Here is a 16,377-nt window from a genome sequence, read left to right on the forward strand (position 1 = left end):
ATTTCAAGAAATTTAGAAATTCTATTATTTAAAATTTATGTTCCTCCTTGCTAATTACCAAAAATGAAACTAAAGAAATAAATGCTGCAATCGTTAAGTATAAACCAACATAACTTACATCATAAGTTTTGGCTAACCAAATAGCTATCATAGGCGCAAAAGCTGCACCCAGAATTCCTGCTAGATTAAACGTTAGTGATGCACCCGAATAACGAACATTTGTTGGAAACAACTCAGACAAGAAAGTTCCCAGAGGACCATAAGTAAATCCCATTAAAGCCATTCCAATGCAGGCAAAAGCGGTAACTAAAGCAATATTTCCAGAACTTAAAAAATAAGAAAAGAAAAACCCGAAAACGGCAATAGCCGCAGTAGCTATAATAAGCATTTTACGACGGCCTATTTTATCTGCAACTACTGCTGAAACCGGAATAAAAATGGCAAAAAACAATACAGAAAACAACTGTATTAATAATCCGTCTCTTTTTACAATTCCTAAATCTGAAGTAGCCCAGCTTAATGTAAAAACAGTCATTAAGTAAAAAACTAAAAATGTTGTAATAGCTGCAAAGGTTCCAAAAATCAATTGATTTTTATACGATTTCACAAGTGTTAAAAAAGGAACTTTAACTTCTTCATGTTCTTTTTTAGAATTTTCGAAAGATGGAGTTTCAGTAATTTTCGTTCGAATATAAAAACCAACTACAACCAATAATGAACTGGCAATAAACGGAATTCTCCAGCCATAATCCATAAAATCTTCATTACTCATAGAATCGGTTAACAATAGAAAAGTTCCGCCAGAAAGCAGCAATCCTATTGGAGCTCCTAATTGCGGAAACATCCCGTACCAGGCACGTTTATGCGGCGGTGCATTTTCTATAGCCAATAAAACCGCTCCTCCCCATTCTCCTCCTAAACCTACGCCCTGCCCAAAACGGCAAAGCATCAATAATAAGGGAGCTGCAACACCAATACTCGCATAACTTGGCAAAAATCCTATTGTAACGGTTGAAATACCCATTGTTAATAAAGCGGCAACCAAAGTAAATTTGCGCCCAATTTTATCCCCGTAATGTCCAAAAAAAGCAGAACCTAACGGGCGAGATAAAAAGGCGATTGAAAAAGTTGCTAAAGATTCCAGAGTAGCCATTGTCGAATCTGAACTCGGAAAAAATAATTGCGGAAAAACCAATACTGCAGCATTGGCATAAATATAAAAATCAAAAAATTCAATTGTGGTGCCAATAAGGCTTCCAAAAAGAACATGTTTTAATGAGTTCTTTTTTTTCGGGTTAGTTTCCATGTAAAATAGATATATCTTTTTTTGGTTACAAAAATATAGTTTCGTTATTAATATTACACATTTAAAACAATTAGTTTTAGAACTCTTCTTTGTTTTTAACAAATTTGATGCTTTTTATATTTTTAACACCCTCCATTTTAATCAAATTTAAAACGCTGATTATAGGAGCTTTAAAACAAAAAATAAAAATCAATCTTAAGCAATAGTTAAAACCGTATTTAACTGCATATTTTCATTAAATTTACAGCTGTCAAAAATAAATTTACAATTATGCCAACCGACTGTATCAGCTATCAAACTTCAGGATATTTTTCTAAATTGATACAAGATTATTTAGATCAGAAATCAGAATTGAAACCGCTGTACAACAATTTCCCAACATTAGAAAACTTCGAAAAGCAAATTGCTGAAAAAGCAGACAACTTTGATAACAATAACCGAATTCCTTTGATTACAGCTTTAAAAAAGCAATATCAAAATATTGAAATTTCTGATTCAACCAAGCAAAACATTGAGCTTTTAGCACTCAAAAACACCTTTACGATAACAACCGGGCATCAGTTAAATTTATTTAGCGGTCCCTTGTATTTCTTATATAAAATCATTTCGACCATAAATCTTACTAAGGAATTAAAATCGAAATATCCATCGTACAATTTTGTTCCAATTTATTGGATGGCGACAGAAGATCATGATTTTGAAGAAATAAACTATTTTAATTTTAAAGGAAAAAAATTCAGATGGAATAAAGAAAGTAACGGTCCTGTTGGACGGCTTTCAACTAAAGGTTTAGATGAATTCTTTGAAATTTATTCATTAGAATTAGGCTCAAGCACAAATGCCAATACTTTAAAAAAGCTTTTTGAAAATGCTTATTTAAAACATGATAATCTGGCCGATGCAACACGCTTTTTAGCCGACAGCTTATTTGCTAATCATGGTTTAGTGATTATAGATGCTGATGATGCCGATTTAAAACGTGCTTTTATTCCGTATGCAAAAGAAGAATTAGAAAAACAAACTTCATACAAAGCAGTTCAGGAAACTATTGAACAATTGAAAGAGTATACCGTTCAGGTAAATCCACGTGAGATTAATTTATTTTATATTGAAGATAATCTGCGCGAAAGAATCATTTTTGAGGAAAACAAGTACTTCGTAAACAACACAAAAATCTCATTTTCTAAAGAACAAATTCTTTCTGAATTAGAAAATCATCCTCAAAAATTCAGTCCCAATGTTATTATGCGTCCGCTTTATCAGGAAATTATTCTCCCGAATCTATGCTACATAGGCGGAGGCGGAGAAATTGCTTATTGGCTGGAATTAAAATCCTTTTTTGATATTGTAAAAATTACTTTTCCAATGCTTTTAGTTCGTAACTCTGTTCTTCTGGCAACCGAAAAACAAGAAAAAAAAGCAGATCAATTAAACTTAAGCTGGAAGGATCTTTTTACCAAACAAGAAAATTTAATAAATACTATTACACACAAAATTTCTGCATTTCCAATTGATTTAACACCTCAAAAAGAAATATTGAAAAACCAATTTCAATATCTTTATGAATTAGCCAATCAAACTGATAAATCTTTTTCCGGGGCTGTAAAAGCACAGGAAACGAAACAGACAAAAGGTTTAGAAAATTTAGAAAAACGTTTATTAAAAGCTCAAAAAAGAAAACTAAGCGATCAATTGCAGCGTGTAACAGATTTGCAATGCGAACTATTCCCAAATAATAGTTTACAAGAGCGCCAGAGCAATTTCTCTGAATTTTATCTGGAAAAAGGTGAGCAATTAGTACCGCTTTTACTGCAAAAACTGAAGCCTTTAGAAATGAATTTTAACATCATAACAATATAAAAAATAGTCTGCCACAAATTACACGAATTACCACGAATTATTTTTTTATTCAAAGAATATAAATTAGTGAAAATTCGCGTAATTCGTGGCAAAAAAATATAATAATAATTCTCGAAAACCAAATAACCATCTATTTTCAAGATTATTATTCTCCAAACCAAATAGCGATTTTTAAAATTATTAACTAACCAATTTACCCAAAACCAATGGTAAAAGAACGCTTAATTTCGCTAGATGTCTTTCGTGGACTAACTATTTTATTGATGACAATTGTAAACAACCCCGGAGACTGGGGCAATGTTTATCCGCCATTATTACACGCCGAATGGCACGGCTGCACCCCAACCGATTTAGTATTTCCGTTTTTTATTTTTATAATGGGAGTTGCCGTTCCGCTTGCAATGCCAGACAAATTTTATGACGGCACAACATTCAACAAAATTTTAGTTCGCTCTTTGCGAATGCTTTGTTTGGGGATTTTCTTCAACTTTTTTGGAAAAATCCAGTTATTTGGACTTGAAGGAATTCTGCTTTTAATTGGCCGGCTTGCCATTACTATTGCTACAGGTTATGCCTTAATGGGAAGTTTCAGTTCAAAAATCAAAAACATTTTAGCATTTTCAATTCTGTTTATTTATCTCTTTCTCGCTTACAGCGGTATCGAAGCTTATAGTGATGTAAGGCTTCCGGGAGTTTTACAACGAATTGCAATTGTTTATTTTGTAGTTTCTCTTTTATATTTAAAAACATCTCAAAAAACGCAGATCATAACCGGAATCGTTTTGTTATTAGGATATTGGGCAATCATGACTTTAATTCCTGTTCCCGGAATTGGCGACGCAAATCTAGACAAAGGAACAAATTTAGCCTCTTGGCTGGATGGCGTTTTATTAAAAGGACATATGTACCGCGGAACAGTAACCTGGGACCCGGAAGGCATTTTAAGCACATTTCCGTCAATAGTAAACGGAATTATTGGTTTATTAATTGGTCAATTATTACAGTTAAATTTTCCTAAAACTAAAAAAGCACAAAAAATGACAATTGCCGGAGCTGCATTAATTATTGGAGGCTTAATTTGGAATATTGTTTTCCCAATAAACAAATCCCTTTGGACAAGCAGTTATGTTTTATACACCACCGGATTAGCCACAACATTTTTAGCGATTTTATACTACATAATTGATATTGCCGATTATAAAAAAGGATTCAAACCATTCTTGATCTGGGGTGTAAACCCAATGATCGTTTTCTTTACTTCGCAGATAATTCCGCAGGCATTGGTAATGATCGAATTTCAAAATCCACATAAAACAGAAGAAAAAATCAATTTATTAAATTATTTATATAGCTTTTGGATTGCGCCATTTTTTAGCAACCCAATGACCGCTTCATTAGCCGGCGCATTAGTTTACGTTTGTATCTGGACTTTTATTTTGTGGATATTCTACAGAAACAAATTAATATTCAAAGTATAAAAAACATTTCATCATATACATAGAGACGCACCGCAGTGCGTCTTTTTTTTATTAAATATTTACTTTGTGTTAGATGCACTGCAGTACATCTCTACTATTACTTATATCATTTAAAAAAGCTTTTCTTACTCAAAACATCATTCTACCATGTTTTAATTGTGAATTTATTAAAATCAATTCACAAAAAAAGTCTACTTTTGCACAAAATTTAATAAAATATAAAATGGCAACAAATAGAACTTTTACAATGATTAAACCAGATGCTGTTGCAAACGGACACATCGGGAATATCTTAGCAATGATCACTAATGGTGGTTTCAAAATCGTTTCATTAAAATTAACTCAATTAACTGTAGCTGATGCAAAAGCATTTTATGCAGTTCACGCAGAAAGACCTTTCTACGGAGAATTAGTTGAATTTATGTCTCGTGGACCAATTGTTGCTGCAATTTTAGAAAAAGATAACGCAGTAGAAGATTTCAGAACTTTAATTGGAGCTACAAATCCGGCTGAAGCTGCCGAAGGAACTATTCGTAAAGCATACGCAGCTTCTATTGGAGAAAATGCAGTTCACGGATCTGACAGCGACGAAAATGCTGCAATCGAAAGTTCATTCCACTTTGCTGGAAGAGAGCAATTCTAATAATTTTAGATTGTAGAGTTCAGATTTTAGATTGCTGAACTACACATATAAATCAAAAAAAAGAGGCTGTCTCAAAAGGACAGCTTCTTTTCGTTTATAAAAAATTAAGATAGCTATAAAAAATTAATTCGGTTTTTCGGAATTCGGCTTTAAAGATGATTTTCCGATTTTTTGACCGATTTTTAGGCAAGAACGGATTGTCTTTACCCTGCAAGTGCCATCTTTTGTAAATTATGGGCAATAGAAAGCAATCCGATTTCTACCTCGGCCTTGTTTTGTCCTCGAAGCATAAATCGTTTAAATCCTTTATTGTGCTTGATCTGGGCAAATACGGGTTCTACATCATGACACCTTTGCTTTCTGAGCTGTTCTCCCCGTTTTGTTTTAAGTAAATCAAATGCCTTTTGCCTTATTTGAGCCAATTCAGGATTGTTTTGCGAGGCGGTCACCTGTTTGGTTTTGCAGTCTCTGTCAAAATAATTGTACTTAACAAAGGCTTTTATTTTTCTGGCTTTTAACAAGTTGTAGTTTTCCTGCGAACCATAGCCAGCATCGGCAACTAACTCTTTGGGAACTTTTTTGTATGATTTTTCAAAACTATCAATATGCGGGCTAAGCGTTTTTGTGTCAGTAGGATTCGGATGCAGGCTGTAGTGCAGAATGAACTGCTTATTGGTACTGATCTGCAGATTGTAAGCCGGTTTTAACTGGCCGTTTAGCATATGGTCCTCTTTCATGCGCATAAAAGTGGCATCGGTATCGGTCTTGGAGAACGAGTTTCTGTTTTGAAGAATTTCTTCTTGCTGTTTGTACTTTTCAAGGTTCTTTGGCCAGTTCTTTTTGGCATAATTGAGCTTCTGGCGTACTTTCGAAGGAACTTTTTTCTCTTTCAAAACTGCATTGATCGTGTTGATTGCAGCTTCTACTTTTTCTTTATCAATAGCCCTAAAATCAACAGATTCTGTATTTTTGAGTTCTTCTTTGGCTACACTCTGTGCATAATTCCAAAGTTCTTCCAGCTGTTGTTCAATACGTTCTTTACTCTTTTTAATAGCCTTCCCCCATACAAAAGTGTAGCGGTTGGCATTGGCTTCAATCTTTGTGCCGTCAACAAAGGCAGTCTTAAGGCTTACGATGCCCTCCCTTTCTAGCAAAAGAACAATTTGGGTAAAAATTTCTTTAATCTGCCCATTTAGACGTTGACTTCTAAAACGATTGATCGTATTGTGATCCGGCTGGCTCATACCGCTGAGCCACATAAAATGGATATTTTCTTTAAGGGCCTGTTCAAGTTTTCGGCTTGAATAAATATTGCACAAATAACCATAGACCAACACTTTCAAAAGCATTTTAGGATGGTAGCTTGAAGTGCCTCCTGGTTTGTAATTGCGCATTAAACTTGTTAAATCTAAACCATCAACGATGCCAGAGACTACTCTTACAGGGTGCTTACTATCAATCAGCTCCGATAAATTCGGAGGAAAAAGCACATTTTGGTTGGGAATGTAATCTTTAAAGACTACTTTTGAAGCTATACACACACCGCAATTTAATCAAATTGCAAGAATTAGGAAAGCGAAAGCTTTCCTTTTTTTATGCCACAAAAAAAGCTGCCTCACTTTTGAGACAGCCTCTTTTTTTTGATATCCTGTCCCGTCCTGAAATAGCGATACACAAAAAAGTATCGCATGGACAATTATTCAAAACGCACACAGAAAGATTACACACTTAGTTTTAAACTTGAAGTTGTTAAAGAAGTTGAGTCTGGGATTTTCTCAGTAACATCTGCACAAAGACATTATGGAATCCAGGGGCGCTCGACCGTTGTAAATTGGCTCAGAAAATATGGTAACTTTGATTGGGAGAATCAAACACCATCAAATATGCCCAAGACACCTGAACAAAGAATTATGGAGCTCGAAGCCAAGGTAAAACTTTTGGAAAAACAAAAAGCCCTGCTTGAAAAACAAAATCATATCTCTGATTCTAAAGCTATTATTTTTGATATGATGATAGACCTGGCTGAAAAGGAATATAATATTGATATTCGAAAAAACTTACCACCCGGACAATCCAATCCTTTAGGAAAAAAAGGCAGGAAAGCATAAGCTTTAGCTGTGGCTTGTTCGGGATAGACAGACAGGTTTATTATCGAAGCATTAAGCGTATTAAACTCAGGAGAACCTTGGCAGAACAGGTTGTAGAGCTTGTAAAAGAACAGCGTAGAGCTCAGCCCCGGCTTGGCACACGTAAACTATATCATATCCTCAATCTAAATCTTAAAGCCTTAAAAGTGGGAAGAGATAAATTTTTTAATATTTTAAAAGCAAATCATTTGCTGATCAAACCTAAGAGAAGTTATCACCTTACCACATGGTCGCACCATCGTTTTAGGAAACATCCCAACCTGATAAAAGAGTTAAATATAAAAAGACCTGAACAGGTATGGGTCTCAGATATTACTTATATCGGCAAACGTGAGAAACCCTGTTATTTAAGTTTAATAACCGACGCTTATTCAAAAAAGATAATGGGTTATGAGGTGTCTGATTCCCTTAGTACACAAGGATGTATTAATGCTTTAAAAATGGCTCATAAGAATAGGGTCTTTAGAACTGAACCATTGATACATCATTCAGACAGAGGCATACAATATTGTTCGGATGAGTACCAGTATTTTTTAAAGAAATGCAGTCTAAAATGCAGTATGACACAAAACTCAGACCCTTATGAAAACGCAGTGGCTGAAAGAATAAACGGAATATTAAAACAAGAGTTTAGGATTGATGCCTATCATCTTGAACTATATTTAATGAAGAAACTGGTAGCTGAGATTATTAATAAATATAACCAGATTAGACCACATTGCTCAAACTATATGCTGACTCCTGATCAAATGCACTTACAGAGAAGTATTAAAATGAAAACTTATAAAACAAAAAACAGAAGTAACTCGGAAGTTACTTCTGTCTAAAAAAATGTATTTTTACTGTTATTAATCCTGTATCGTTATTTTAGGACTAGACATCCTGAAAAATCTAAAATCTAAAATCTAAAATCTAAAATCTAAAATCTAAAATCAGCGCAAAACCACATCTTTTACCACTTCACGCCCAAGCTCCTCATTAATCATTTTAACTATTTTAGATTTTCCGTGACTTAATTCCTCTCTTAAAACAGCAGATCCAAGTTCAACATACAACGTACTGCCCTTTAAAACGACATTTTTAGTATACGTTTTTACACCATTTCCCATTAATTGCGTCCAGGCTTCTTTTACATCAATCTGATCCATTCCGGGCTGTAATTTATTAACCTGAATAATTTGTTGTAAAACAGCTCCAATTGTACTTTCGTTATTTAGTCTTTTTGCCATCATTTAAAATATTTATTGGTCCCGTTTTTTTATAATGATATTCCTTATTCTGATCATTTTTCACCACAAATTCTTCATCCGAAATCGAAATTAATTCCTCAGTCCATTTAGCATAATCCGTATTATAATCCAGAAAAGTTCCTTTATCAGTAAATCTAACCGAAACATTTTCAAAAGTGTCTGTTGTTAAAAAAGTGCCGTCAAGCTGTGCCATTACTTTTGTCCGAGTTCCTTTAGTTCCTTTAATTTTAAAAAAATCAAAATTCTCATTCATTCCGTACACCTTCTCCTCTCCTTTATCAAAAACCACTTTTTCAATTTCCCAATAACCATTTAGTTTTGCAATATCTGCCGGTTTTATTTCTTCTTTACAGCTTACAAGCAAAAGCGATAAAACCAAAAACATAAAAGCGTTTTTCATAATAGTATAATATTAATAAGGAGCTGTTCCTGCTGTACGCTATATCTTTTCCCGGCTAAAGAAGCCAGAAAAAGGATACCGCTGCCATCAGGGCCAGGACTCCTGTTTTCATAAAAAAATTAGTAATCTACAAAGTTAACTTTATAAATTTCAAAAGAAATACTTTAGTCGATAATTATCTCATTTTTCTAAAGAGTTTATGTTCTAACTATTTGCAGACAATAAAAAAAAACTATTTTAACAATCTTATGTCATATTAAGGCAGATATTTTTATGGAAAAGGAAGATGCAGCAAATTTACTAAAGCCTGATATGATCGGCTCAAAAATTTGGGAAGATTTTTCGACAGATGCAAACGGTATTATAAAAGTAAGAGCTTACTATGCAGTTTTACAGATGGAACAAAATGGGAGTTTAAATAAAAACTTCGTGGTTAAATATGTAAAATAAGTTTTCCCACTCATTAAACTATTTTACATATTTTTGGTCAAACCCCAAACCAAAAAACAAGAAACCATGACCAAAACTATTTTTACAATCCTGACTACCTTATTATTGATAGGCTGCAGTAAAGATTCAGCAGAACCAGATCCGGTTCCAGCTCCATCAGAAAGTATGTATTTCCCTCCACTAACCGGAACAGCCTGGGAAACAAAATCCATAGCCGATTTAAAATGGAATCAAGGTGCCGTACAGCCTCTTTTAGATTACCTCGAACTCAAAAATTCTAAATCTTTTATCATTTTAGTCAACGGCCGTATTGTTTTAGAAAACTATTTCAACGGACATACCGCTTCAACAAACTGGTATTGGGCGAGTGCCGGAAAAACATTAACTTCTACTGTTACCGGAATTGCACAACAGGAAAATTTGCTAAACATCGACAATAAGGTTTCTCAATATATTGGCACCGGCTGGACAAGCGAAACTCTGGCACAAGAAAATCAAATTACCTGCAAACATTTATTAACAATGACATCTGGACTTGATGACTCAACTGATGATGTAGACCCTGCCAGTTTAATCTACAAAGCCGATGCCGGAACAAGATGGGCTTATCACAATGTTTATGTAAAATTGCAAGATGTCATTGCAAGTGCAAGCGGACAAACCTGGGAAAATTATTTCAATGCTAAATTAAGGGATAAAATCGGGATGAATGGTTCTTGGGTACAGCTTGGTGTAAACAACGTTTATACAAGTACTTCAAGAAGCATGGCGCGCTTTGGGTTATTAATGCTGAATAAAGGGAAATGGGAAAACAATATCATTTTAAATGAAGCCTATTTCAATGAAGCAACAACAACTTCACAAAACATCAATTTAGGATATGGTTATTTATGGTGGTTAAATGGTAAAAGCTCTTATCATTTACCACAATCACAACTTACTTTTCAGGGAAGTGTAATCCCAACGGGACCAAATGATATGTTTATGGCTTTAGGAAAAAATGACCAAAAGATTTATGTAATTCCGAGCAAAAAAATGGTCGTTATCAGAATGGGAGATGCCGCAGATAATGTAAATCTGGCTTTATCTGATTTCGATAAAGTTTTATGGGAAAAAATTAGCGCATTGTATCAATAAAAACTTCCTTATTTATCTCGTAGAGATTTTATATCGGTAGTAATTGAATGATTTTACAGTTTTGTCCCGTTAGGGACTAAATATTAACAAATAGATTAAATCCCTAACGGGATAAAATATTTAAAAAATTGAATTACTACCGATATAAAATCCCTTTGGGATATTCATATTGACAGAACACTATTACGAAGTAATGTAATTACTGCTTAGTTCGCAGTCTTTTAAGAACTCCCATAAAGAAGAAACCTATGCCCAGAACCAATAAAACATAATAAAAAGAAAGACTATTATCTCTCAAAACATTTGCTAAAACAAAACATATAATGCTTGCAAAATAAAAAACAACAGCCGATATATTTTTAAAAGAAGAAAAACTCATTATAAATTATTTAAAGAAACTGTCTACGAATTCATATTTATTAAAGACCTGTAAATCTTCAATTCCTTCACCAACGCCAATATATTTTACCGGAATTTGAAACTGGTCTGAAATACCTATTACAACACCGCCTTTTGCTGTTCCATCTAATTTTGTTACTGCTAATGAAGTTACTTCAGTCGCAGCAGTAAATTGTTTAGCCTGCTCAAAAGCATTTTGACCTGTTGACCCGTCTAAAACCAGAAGTACATCGTGTGGCGCATCGGCAACTACTTTCTGCATTACGCGTTTTACTTTAGAAAGCTCATTCATCAAATTGATTTTATTGTGTAAACGTCCGGCAGTATCAATAATAACAACATCGGCATTTTGAGCCACAGCAGACTGTAAAGTATCAAAAGCTACAGAAGCCGGATCACTCCCCATATTTTGTCTTACGATTGGCACATCTACTCTATCAGCCCAAACTTGTAACTGATCGATTGCAGCGGCACGAAAAGTATCGGCAGCGCCTAAAACCACTTTATAACCGGCTTTTTTAAACTGATAAGCCAGTTTACCAATTGTTGTAGTTTTTCCAACACCATTTACCCCAACAACCATTAAAACATAAGGCTTTTTATCTTTTGGAATATCAAATTCGGTTGCTTCACCTCTATTGGTTTCAGACAATAACCCGCCAATTTCATCACGAAGAATTTGGTTTAATTCGTCAGTTCCTAAATATTTATCTTCAGATACGCGTTTTTCGATTCTTTCGATAATTTTCAATGTTGTATTTACCCCAACATCAGAACCTACCAAAACTTCTTCAAGATTATCTAAAACATCATCATCGACTTTAGATTTTCCTGCAACTGCTTTGCTTAACTTAGAGAAAAAAGTAGTTTTTGTTTTTTCAAGACCTTTATCTAAAGTCTCTTTTTTTTCGGTAGAGAATAATTTTTTAAAAAAACTCATTTTTAATTTATTGTTAGTTTTAGACTGTTTCTAAGAGTTTTGAAACAATCTTAATGTTTATAGAATGCCTTTTGTTTTTAATTTAACCCCAACCCAACTGCATCGATCTTTTTATTGTCTTCTTTAAACAAGTAAAGATATAGAGTATGACGCGAACTAATGTTTAAAAAAATACAAATTGCTTAGTTTCTACAAAATTTTAAACAAATATAAAAAATAAAAAAGCTACTTCCGAATGAAAGTAGCTTTTCTATATATTGTAATTGTAATTATTTCTTTTTCAAGAATTCATCAACCTCTTCAGGAGCCATAATAGATTCTACGAATGTATATGCACCAGTTTTAGGAGATTTTACCATTTTGATGGCTTTTGATAATCTCTTAGAAGATGTTTGTAACGATGCTACGGTTTTCTTTGCCATGATTCAAATGTTATTTGAAGTTTTTTATAAAACTCTAAATGGCAAAACCATTTGAGATTTACAAAAATCTCTAATTATTACTTAATTTCTTTGTGAACAGTTACACGTTTCAAGATTGGATTAAATTTTTTAATCTCTAATCTATCCGGAGTATTTTTTTTGTTCTTAGTTGTAATATATCTAGAAGTTCCCGGAACACCAGAAGTCTTGTGCTCAGTACATTCTAAAATTACCTGGATTCTATTACCTTTCTTTGCCATCTTGCTATATATTTATTTAGGAAAAGATTATTTGATAAATCCTTCTGACTGTGCTTTTTTCAAAACAGCAGTGATTCCATTTTTATTAATTGTTTTTATCGTAGATGCTGCTACTCTAAGAGTAATCCATCTATCTTCTTCTGGAAGATAAAAACGCTTTTTAACTAAGTTTACAGAAAACTTTCTCTTAGTTTTGTTCATAGCGTGAGAAACGTTATTTCCTACCATCGCTCTTTTACCTGTAAGGTCACAAACTCTTGACATTATACTTATCTTTTATCGTTATTCAAAATCAGGGTGCAAAGAAAAGAAAAATAAACCATTGTAGCAAAAATTTATTGCACAATTTTTAAAATTTCTTTTTGTAATATTTCTAAACTCTTAATAGTTGCTCTATCTATCACTTTTTCACGTGGTTGACCAAAGTTAAATTCTTCTGTGATTACTCCCTCTGGTGTAGCCAAAGCGATAAAAACAGCACCAATTTCAGCATTCGAGTCTCCTTTTAACGGGCCAGCGTTCCCGGTTGTTGCGATTGCATAGTCGGTTTTAAGTATATCTTTCACATTCAAAGCCATAGCTGCTGCAACCTCAGCACTTACTACTGAAAATTGATCTATCAAGTCCTGCGAAATACCCAAAACATTGACCTTGGCTTCTGTTGCGTATGAAACCACACTTCCTTTAAAATATCTTGATGCTCCTTGCACAGATGACAAAAGTGACGCAATTTTTCCTCCGGTGCAGCTTTCTGCTGTCGAAATCGTTTTATTATTTTTAGCAAGCAGTTTGCCGACTACGGTTTCAATCGTTTCATTTTCTTCATACCCTACTATAATATCATGAATTATAGCATCTAATGACTGAACATTCTCTTCAATTGCTTTTTCTAATTCTCCTTTATCTGTTCCGCGGGCAGTCATGCGTAAGCGAACTCGTCCGGGATTTGGCAGATACGCCAATTTGATAAATTCAGGCAGATTATTTTCCCAGTTTTCGATACGTTCTGCGACTAAACTTTCACCTTGACCGTACGTTAAAATGGTTTTATGAATAATATAAGGACGTTTATACTCTTTTACAATTTTTGGGATTATCTCATTTTCTACCAGATATTTCATTTCGTACGGAACACCCGGAAGCGAAACAAATACGGTATTTTCCTTTTTCATCCACATTCCCGGCGCAGTTCCCATTTTATTATGAAGAACAGTACACTTTGAAGGAACAAGTGCCTGATCTTTATTCAACTGAGAAATGGGTCTTTTATAAAAACCTTCAATAAGTTCTGTTACGTGAGCGAGAACTTCGGGATTTACAACCAGCTGATCGTCAAAATAATCGCAGAAAGTTTTTTTGGTGATATCATCTTTTGTCGGTCCTAAACCGCCGGTTATAATTACAACATCAACTTTATTCTGCAGCTGCGCAAAAGTGTTTAAAATATGCTGTTTGTTATCACTTATTGAAATCATTTCATAAGTTTCTACACCAATTCGATCCAGCTCTTTGGCTATAAAATTTGAATTTGTATCTACAATTTGACCAATTAAAATCTCATCTCCAATGGTAACTATTGTTGCTTTCATATTTGTAAAATATTTTACTTATAAATTATTCTATAAGCATATTATGAAGTAGGTTGTGGAAATGATCTGCGGCAGAAAACAAAATTTCTATTTTGTTTTTAGTGAAGTAAAAACCTTAAAGCAGATAAAAATTTATTCCGCTTTTTCAATTTTAAAAAAACGGAATAATCTGAATTTAGACGTCAAAATCTTTTTTGATTTCTTTAATTGCCTCTTTTACCTGTACTTTTATACTTTTAAAAGTCTCGATAATATCTTTTTTCTTTCCTTCTGCTTTTGTCCACGCCTCGACTTGCAGAATTTCTTCAAATGCTACATTCAACCCCATCAAGTCTAATGTAGGTTTAATTTTATGCGCATACGAATAAGCGTATTTATGATCCTTTTTCTTGATTCCTTCCTTGATTTGTTTTAAATCCTCAGGAACTTCTGTAACAAATAGTTTTAGAATTTCGTTTACAAATTCGGGGTCATTGTCTGAAAGCGCATACACTTTCGAAAGATTATACTTTAAAGCCATTATTTTATTTGTATTCTGAATAATTTTTTATCTTCTAAAAAGCCTTCCAAAACATCATTTGGTTTAACCGGCGCAACACCTGCGGGTGTCCCTGTAAAAATAATATCCCCAATTTTTAAGGTAAAAAACTGAGAAACATAAGAAACCAATTCATCAATTTTCCAAAGCATAAAACTTGTATTTCCTTTTTGAACTGTTTCAGAATTATTTTTGAGTTCAAACGTAAGATTTTCTAACGAAACAAAATCACTTTTTGGCAAAAAATCTCCAATTACTGCTGAACCATCAAATGCTTTTGCCTTTTCCCAAGGCAGTCCTTTTGCTTTTAATTTATCCTGTAAGTCTCTGGCAGTAAAATCAATACCTACACTAATGTCGTCATAATATTTGTGTGCAAACTTAGGCTCAATATATTTTCCAACCTTATTAATTTTCACAATTATTTCTAATTCGTGATGAACTTCCTCAGAAAATTCTGGAATTACAAACGGATGCTGCTTCAATAAAACCGCCGAATCCGGTTTCATAAAAACAACAGGTTCGTCTGGACGATCGTTTTTTAATTCTTCAATATGATTGGTATAATTTCTACCGATGCAAATGATCTTCATTCCTTTAAGTGTTCAGTTTTCAGTTTTTAGTGTTCAGTTTTCAGTTTTTAGTGTTCAGTGTTCAGTGTTTTGAGTGCTAAATTCTACTAAACACTAAAAACTGAACACTGAATACTTTATTTCGTATTTAATTTTCTCAATTTAATTCCTGTTAAAACTTTTTTGGTATACAAAGGAAAATCGGCGTTTTGAATCCAGCTGAAATATCCCGGTTCTGTTTCCAGTACTTTTTCAACTTTTGCTCCTTTGTGTTTTCCGAAAGTAAAAATTTCTTCGTCATCTTTATCAAAAGCAATCATTCCGGCAAAATCGGCGATTTTTTTACGGGTTGTAAATTCAGATAATGATTTCATATCGTTTTCTAATTCAGGATAACGATCTAACTGCGCTTTCAAAATCTCATAAGTTGCCATTGTATCTGCTTCTGCTGAGTGGGCATTTTCAAGGCTTTTCCCGCAGTAAAATTTCAAAGCTGCACTCAAAGTACGTTCTTCCATTTTATGAAAAATAGTCTGAACGTCTACCGAAACCTTATTTTTCATATCAAAATCGACCCCGGCGCGAAGCAATTCTTCTGCTAATAACGGAATATCAAAACGATCTGAATTGAAACCTCCCAAGTCGCTGTCTTTTATCATATTATGAACCAGTGGTGCCAGTTCTGCAAAAGTTGGCTCATTAGCTACTTTTTCGTCAGTAATTCCATGAACCGCGGTAGTTTGTGGAGGAATTGGAATTGTTGGATTAACCAGCCATGTTTTACTATCTTTATTTCCGTTTGGAAAAACTTTAAATATCGAAATTTCTACTATTCGATCTTTACCGATATCAATTCCAGTTGTTTCAAGATCGAAAAAGCAGATTGGTTTGTTAAGTTTTAATTCCATTTTTAATTTTTATAAGATTACAAATGTAATTTTTAAAGCCGAATTTTCCTCCCCAATTTCTATTTTTTTTTGACCAAA

19 protein-coding genes are annotated in these 16,377 nt (G+C 33.7%); 7 read left to right on the forward strand and 12 right to left on the reverse strand.

The annotated features are described in order from the left end of the window. Positions 1 to 28: 28 nt before the first annotated feature. Entirely contained in the window at positions 29 to 1,306 is a 1,278-nt protein-coding gene (locus tag AABD74_RS21710) for an MFS transporter (RefSeq protein ID WP_406844273.1), read from the reverse strand. 270 nt (positions 1,307 to 1,576) lie between these two features. Here AABD74_RS21710 and bshC point away from each other — a divergent pair, with 270 nt between their 5' ends. The 3 genes from bshC (at position 1,577) to AABD74_RS21725 (ending at position 5,287) form a co-directional block, all read left to right on the forward strand. After that, a complete protein-coding gene (bshC, locus tag AABD74_RS21715; RefSeq protein ID WP_406844274.1) occupies positions 1,577 to 3,166 on the forward strand; it encodes a bacillithiol biosynthesis cysteine-adding enzyme BshC in 1,590 nt (529 codons plus the stop codon). Positions 3,167 to 3,372: 206 nt separating this feature from the next. Continuing rightward, entirely contained in the window at positions 3,373 to 4,644 is a 1,272-nt protein-coding gene (locus AABD74_RS21720; RefSeq protein WP_406844275.1) for an acyltransferase family protein, read from the forward strand. Positions 4,645 to 4,867: 223 nt separating this feature from the next. Continuing rightward, positions 4,868 to 5,287 carry a nucleoside-diphosphate kinase gene (locus tag AABD74_RS21725; protein ID WP_406844276.1) on the forward strand — a complete coding sequence of 140 codons (420 nt, stop codon included), beginning with the start codon at positions 4,868 to 4,870 and terminating at the stop codon, positions 5,285 to 5,287. Between the two features lie 203 nt (positions 5,288 to 5,490). Here the strand turns inward: AABD74_RS21725 and AABD74_RS21730 are convergent, their stop codons facing one another. Further along, positions 5,491 to 6,822, reverse strand: a complete 1,332-nt coding sequence (locus AABD74_RS21730) for an IS1182 family transposase (RefSeq protein ID WP_406845617.1) — start codon at positions 6,820 to 6,822, stop codon at positions 5,491 to 5,493. A gap of 153 nt (positions 6,823 to 6,975) precedes the next feature. Between AABD74_RS21730 and AABD74_RS21735 the strand changes: the two genes are divergently transcribed. Both AABD74_RS21735 and AABD74_RS21740 read left to right on the forward strand, forming a co-directional pair. Further along, entirely contained in the window at positions 6,976 to 7,395 is a 420-nt protein-coding gene (locus AABD74_RS21735) for a transposase (RefSeq protein ID WP_406843147.1), read from the forward strand. Between the two features lie 14 nt (positions 7,396 to 7,409). Further along, entirely contained in the window at positions 7,410 to 8,261 is an 852-nt protein-coding gene (locus tag AABD74_RS21740) for an IS3 family transposase (RefSeq protein WP_406843148.1), read from the forward strand. A gap of 105 nt (positions 8,262 to 8,366) precedes the next feature. Here the strand turns inward: AABD74_RS21740 and AABD74_RS21745 are convergent, their stop codons facing one another. Beyond that, complete coding sequence (locus AABD74_RS21745) at positions 8,367 to 8,663, reverse strand: DUF721 domain-containing protein (RefSeq protein WP_232679498.1); 297 nt, start codon at positions 8,661 to 8,663, stop codon at positions 8,367 to 8,369. Further along, the gene (locus AABD74_RS21750) at positions 8,644 to 9,084 is read right to left on the reverse strand and encodes a hypothetical protein (protein ID WP_232678911.1); all 441 of its coding nucleotides are present in this window, start codon (positions 9,082 to 9,084) and stop codon (positions 8,644 to 8,646) included. Before AABD74_RS21750 ends, AABD74_RS21745 begins: the two co-directional genes overlap by 20 nt. Before the next feature lie 273 nt (positions 9,085 to 9,357). Here AABD74_RS21750 and AABD74_RS21755 point away from each other — a divergent pair, with 273 nt between their 5' ends. Both AABD74_RS21755 and AABD74_RS21760 read left to right on the forward strand, forming a co-directional pair. Continuing rightward, a complete protein-coding gene (locus AABD74_RS21755; protein WP_232678909.1) occupies positions 9,358 to 9,534 on the forward strand; it encodes a hypothetical protein in 177 nt (58 codons plus the stop codon). 66 nt (positions 9,535 to 9,600) lie between these two features. After that, positions 9,601 to 10,671 (forward strand): serine hydrolase domain-containing protein, encoded by a 1,071-nt coding sequence (locus AABD74_RS21760; protein WP_406844277.1) that lies wholly within the window; start codon positions 9,601 to 9,603, stop codon positions 10,669 to 10,671. Between the two features lie 385 nt (positions 10,672 to 11,056). Here the strand turns inward: AABD74_RS21760 and ftsY are convergent, their stop codons facing one another. The 8 genes from ftsY to AABD74_RS21800 form a co-directional block, all read right to left on the reverse strand. Next, positions 11,057 to 12,010 carry a signal recognition particle-docking protein FtsY gene (ftsY, locus tag AABD74_RS21765; RefSeq protein WP_232678905.1) on the reverse strand — a complete coding sequence of 318 codons (954 nt, stop codon included), beginning with the start codon at positions 12,008 to 12,010 and terminating at the stop codon, positions 11,057 to 11,059. A 269-nt stretch (positions 12,011 to 12,279) separates the two neighbouring features. Further along, positions 12,280 to 12,432, reverse strand: coding sequence for a DUF4295 domain-containing protein (locus AABD74_RS21770; protein WP_008468081.1), 153 nt, complete (start codon positions 12,430 to 12,432; stop codon positions 12,280 to 12,282). Between the two features lie 77 nt (positions 12,433 to 12,509). Further along, positions 12,510 to 12,692: a 50S ribosomal protein L33 gene (rpmG, locus tag AABD74_RS21775; RefSeq protein ID WP_008253902.1), complete on the reverse strand. Its 183-nt coding sequence runs from the start codon at positions 12,690 to 12,692 to the stop codon at positions 12,510 to 12,512. A 27-nt stretch (positions 12,693 to 12,719) separates the two neighbouring features. Continuing rightward, entirely contained in the window at positions 12,720 to 12,956 is a 237-nt protein-coding gene (gene rpmB / locus AABD74_RS21780; protein WP_008468080.1) for a 50S ribosomal protein L28, read from the reverse strand. A gap of 71 nt (positions 12,957 to 13,027) precedes the next feature. Beyond that, positions 13,028 to 14,281 (reverse strand): CinA family nicotinamide mononucleotide deamidase-related protein, encoded by a 1,254-nt coding sequence (locus AABD74_RS21785; protein ID WP_406844278.1) that lies wholly within the window; start codon positions 14,279 to 14,281, stop codon positions 13,028 to 13,030. 175 nt (positions 14,282 to 14,456) lie between these two features. Next, complete coding sequence (locus AABD74_RS21790) at positions 14,457 to 14,801, reverse strand: Hpt domain-containing protein (protein WP_073417072.1); 345 nt, start codon at positions 14,799 to 14,801, stop codon at positions 14,457 to 14,459. Then, on the reverse strand, positions 14,801 to 15,412 hold the full coding sequence (locus AABD74_RS21795; protein ID WP_232678900.1) for a fumarylacetoacetate hydrolase family protein: 612 nt from the start codon (positions 15,410 to 15,412) through the stop codon (positions 14,801 to 14,803). Before AABD74_RS21795 ends, AABD74_RS21790 begins: the two co-directional genes overlap by 1 nt. A gap of 116 nt (positions 15,413 to 15,528) precedes the next feature. Continuing rightward, positions 15,529 to 16,299 (reverse strand): exonuclease domain-containing protein, encoded by a 771-nt coding sequence (locus tag AABD74_RS21800; protein ID WP_406844279.1) that lies wholly within the window; start codon positions 16,297 to 16,299, stop codon positions 15,529 to 15,531. Positions 16,300 to 16,377: the final 78 nt, after the last annotated feature.

Source organism: Flavobacterium soyae (genome assembly GCF_045348165.1).
GTDB lineage: Bacteria > Bacteroidota > Bacteroidia > Flavobacteriales > Flavobacteriaceae > Flavobacterium > Flavobacterium soyae.

Coding starts and splice junctions, on each gene's coding strand:
- AABD74_RS21795 (WP_232678900.1), bottom strand. CDS start 15,412: ATGAAGATCATTTGCATCGGTAGAAATTATACCAATCATATTGAAGAA.
- ftsY (WP_232678905.1), bottom strand. CDS start 12,010: ATGAGTTTTTTTAAAAAATTATTCTCTACCGAAAAAAAAGAGACTTTA.
- AABD74_RS21770 (WP_008468081.1), bottom strand. CDS start 12,432: ATGGCAAAGAAAACCGTAGCATCGTTACAAACATCTTCTAAGAGATTA.
- AABD74_RS21760 (WP_406844277.1), top strand. CDS start 9,601: ATGACCAAAACTATTTTTACAATCCTGACTACCTTATTATTGATAGGC.
- AABD74_RS21800 (WP_406844279.1), bottom strand. CDS start 16,299: ATGGAATTAAAACTTAACAAACCAATCTGCTTTTTCGATCTTGAAACA.
- rpmG (WP_008253902.1), bottom strand. CDS start 12,692: ATGGCAAAGAAAGGTAATAGAATCCAGGTAATTTTAGAATGTACTGAG.
- AABD74_RS21790 (WP_073417072.1), bottom strand. CDS start 14,801: ATGGCTTTAAAGTATAATCTTTCGAAAGTGTATGCGCTTTCAGACAAT.
- AABD74_RS21710 (WP_406844273.1), bottom strand. CDS start 1,306: ATGGAAACTAACCCGAAAAAAAAGAACTCATTAAAACATGTTCTTTTT.
- AABD74_RS21725 (WP_406844276.1), top strand. CDS start 4,868: ATGGCAACAAATAGAACTTTTACAATGATTAAACCAGATGCTGTTGCA.
- bshC (WP_406844274.1), top strand. CDS start 1,577: ATGCCAACCGACTGTATCAGCTATCAAACTTCAGGATATTTTTCTAAA.
- AABD74_RS21750 (WP_232678911.1), bottom strand. CDS start 9,084: ATGAAAAACGCTTTTATGTTTTTGGTTTTATCGCTTTTGCTTGTAAGC.
- AABD74_RS21720 (WP_406844275.1), top strand. CDS start 3,373: ATGGTAAAAGAACGCTTAATTTCGCTAGATGTCTTTCGTGGACTAACT.
- rpmB (WP_008468080.1), bottom strand. CDS start 12,956: ATGTCAAGAGTTTGTGACCTTACAGGTAAAAGAGCGATGGTAGGAAAT.
- AABD74_RS21745 (WP_232679498.1), bottom strand. CDS start 8,663: ATGGCAAAAAGACTAAATAACGAAAGTACAATTGGAGCTGTTTTACAA.
- AABD74_RS21735 (WP_406843147.1), top strand. CDS start 6,976: ATGGACAATTATTCAAAACGCACACAGAAAGATTACACACTTAGTTTT.
- AABD74_RS21755 (WP_232678909.1), top strand. CDS start 9,358: ATGGAAAAGGAAGATGCAGCAAATTTACTAAAGCCTGATATGATCGGC.
- AABD74_RS21785 (WP_406844278.1), bottom strand. CDS start 14,281: ATGAAAGCAACAATAGTTACCATTGGAGATGAGATTTTAATTGGTCAA.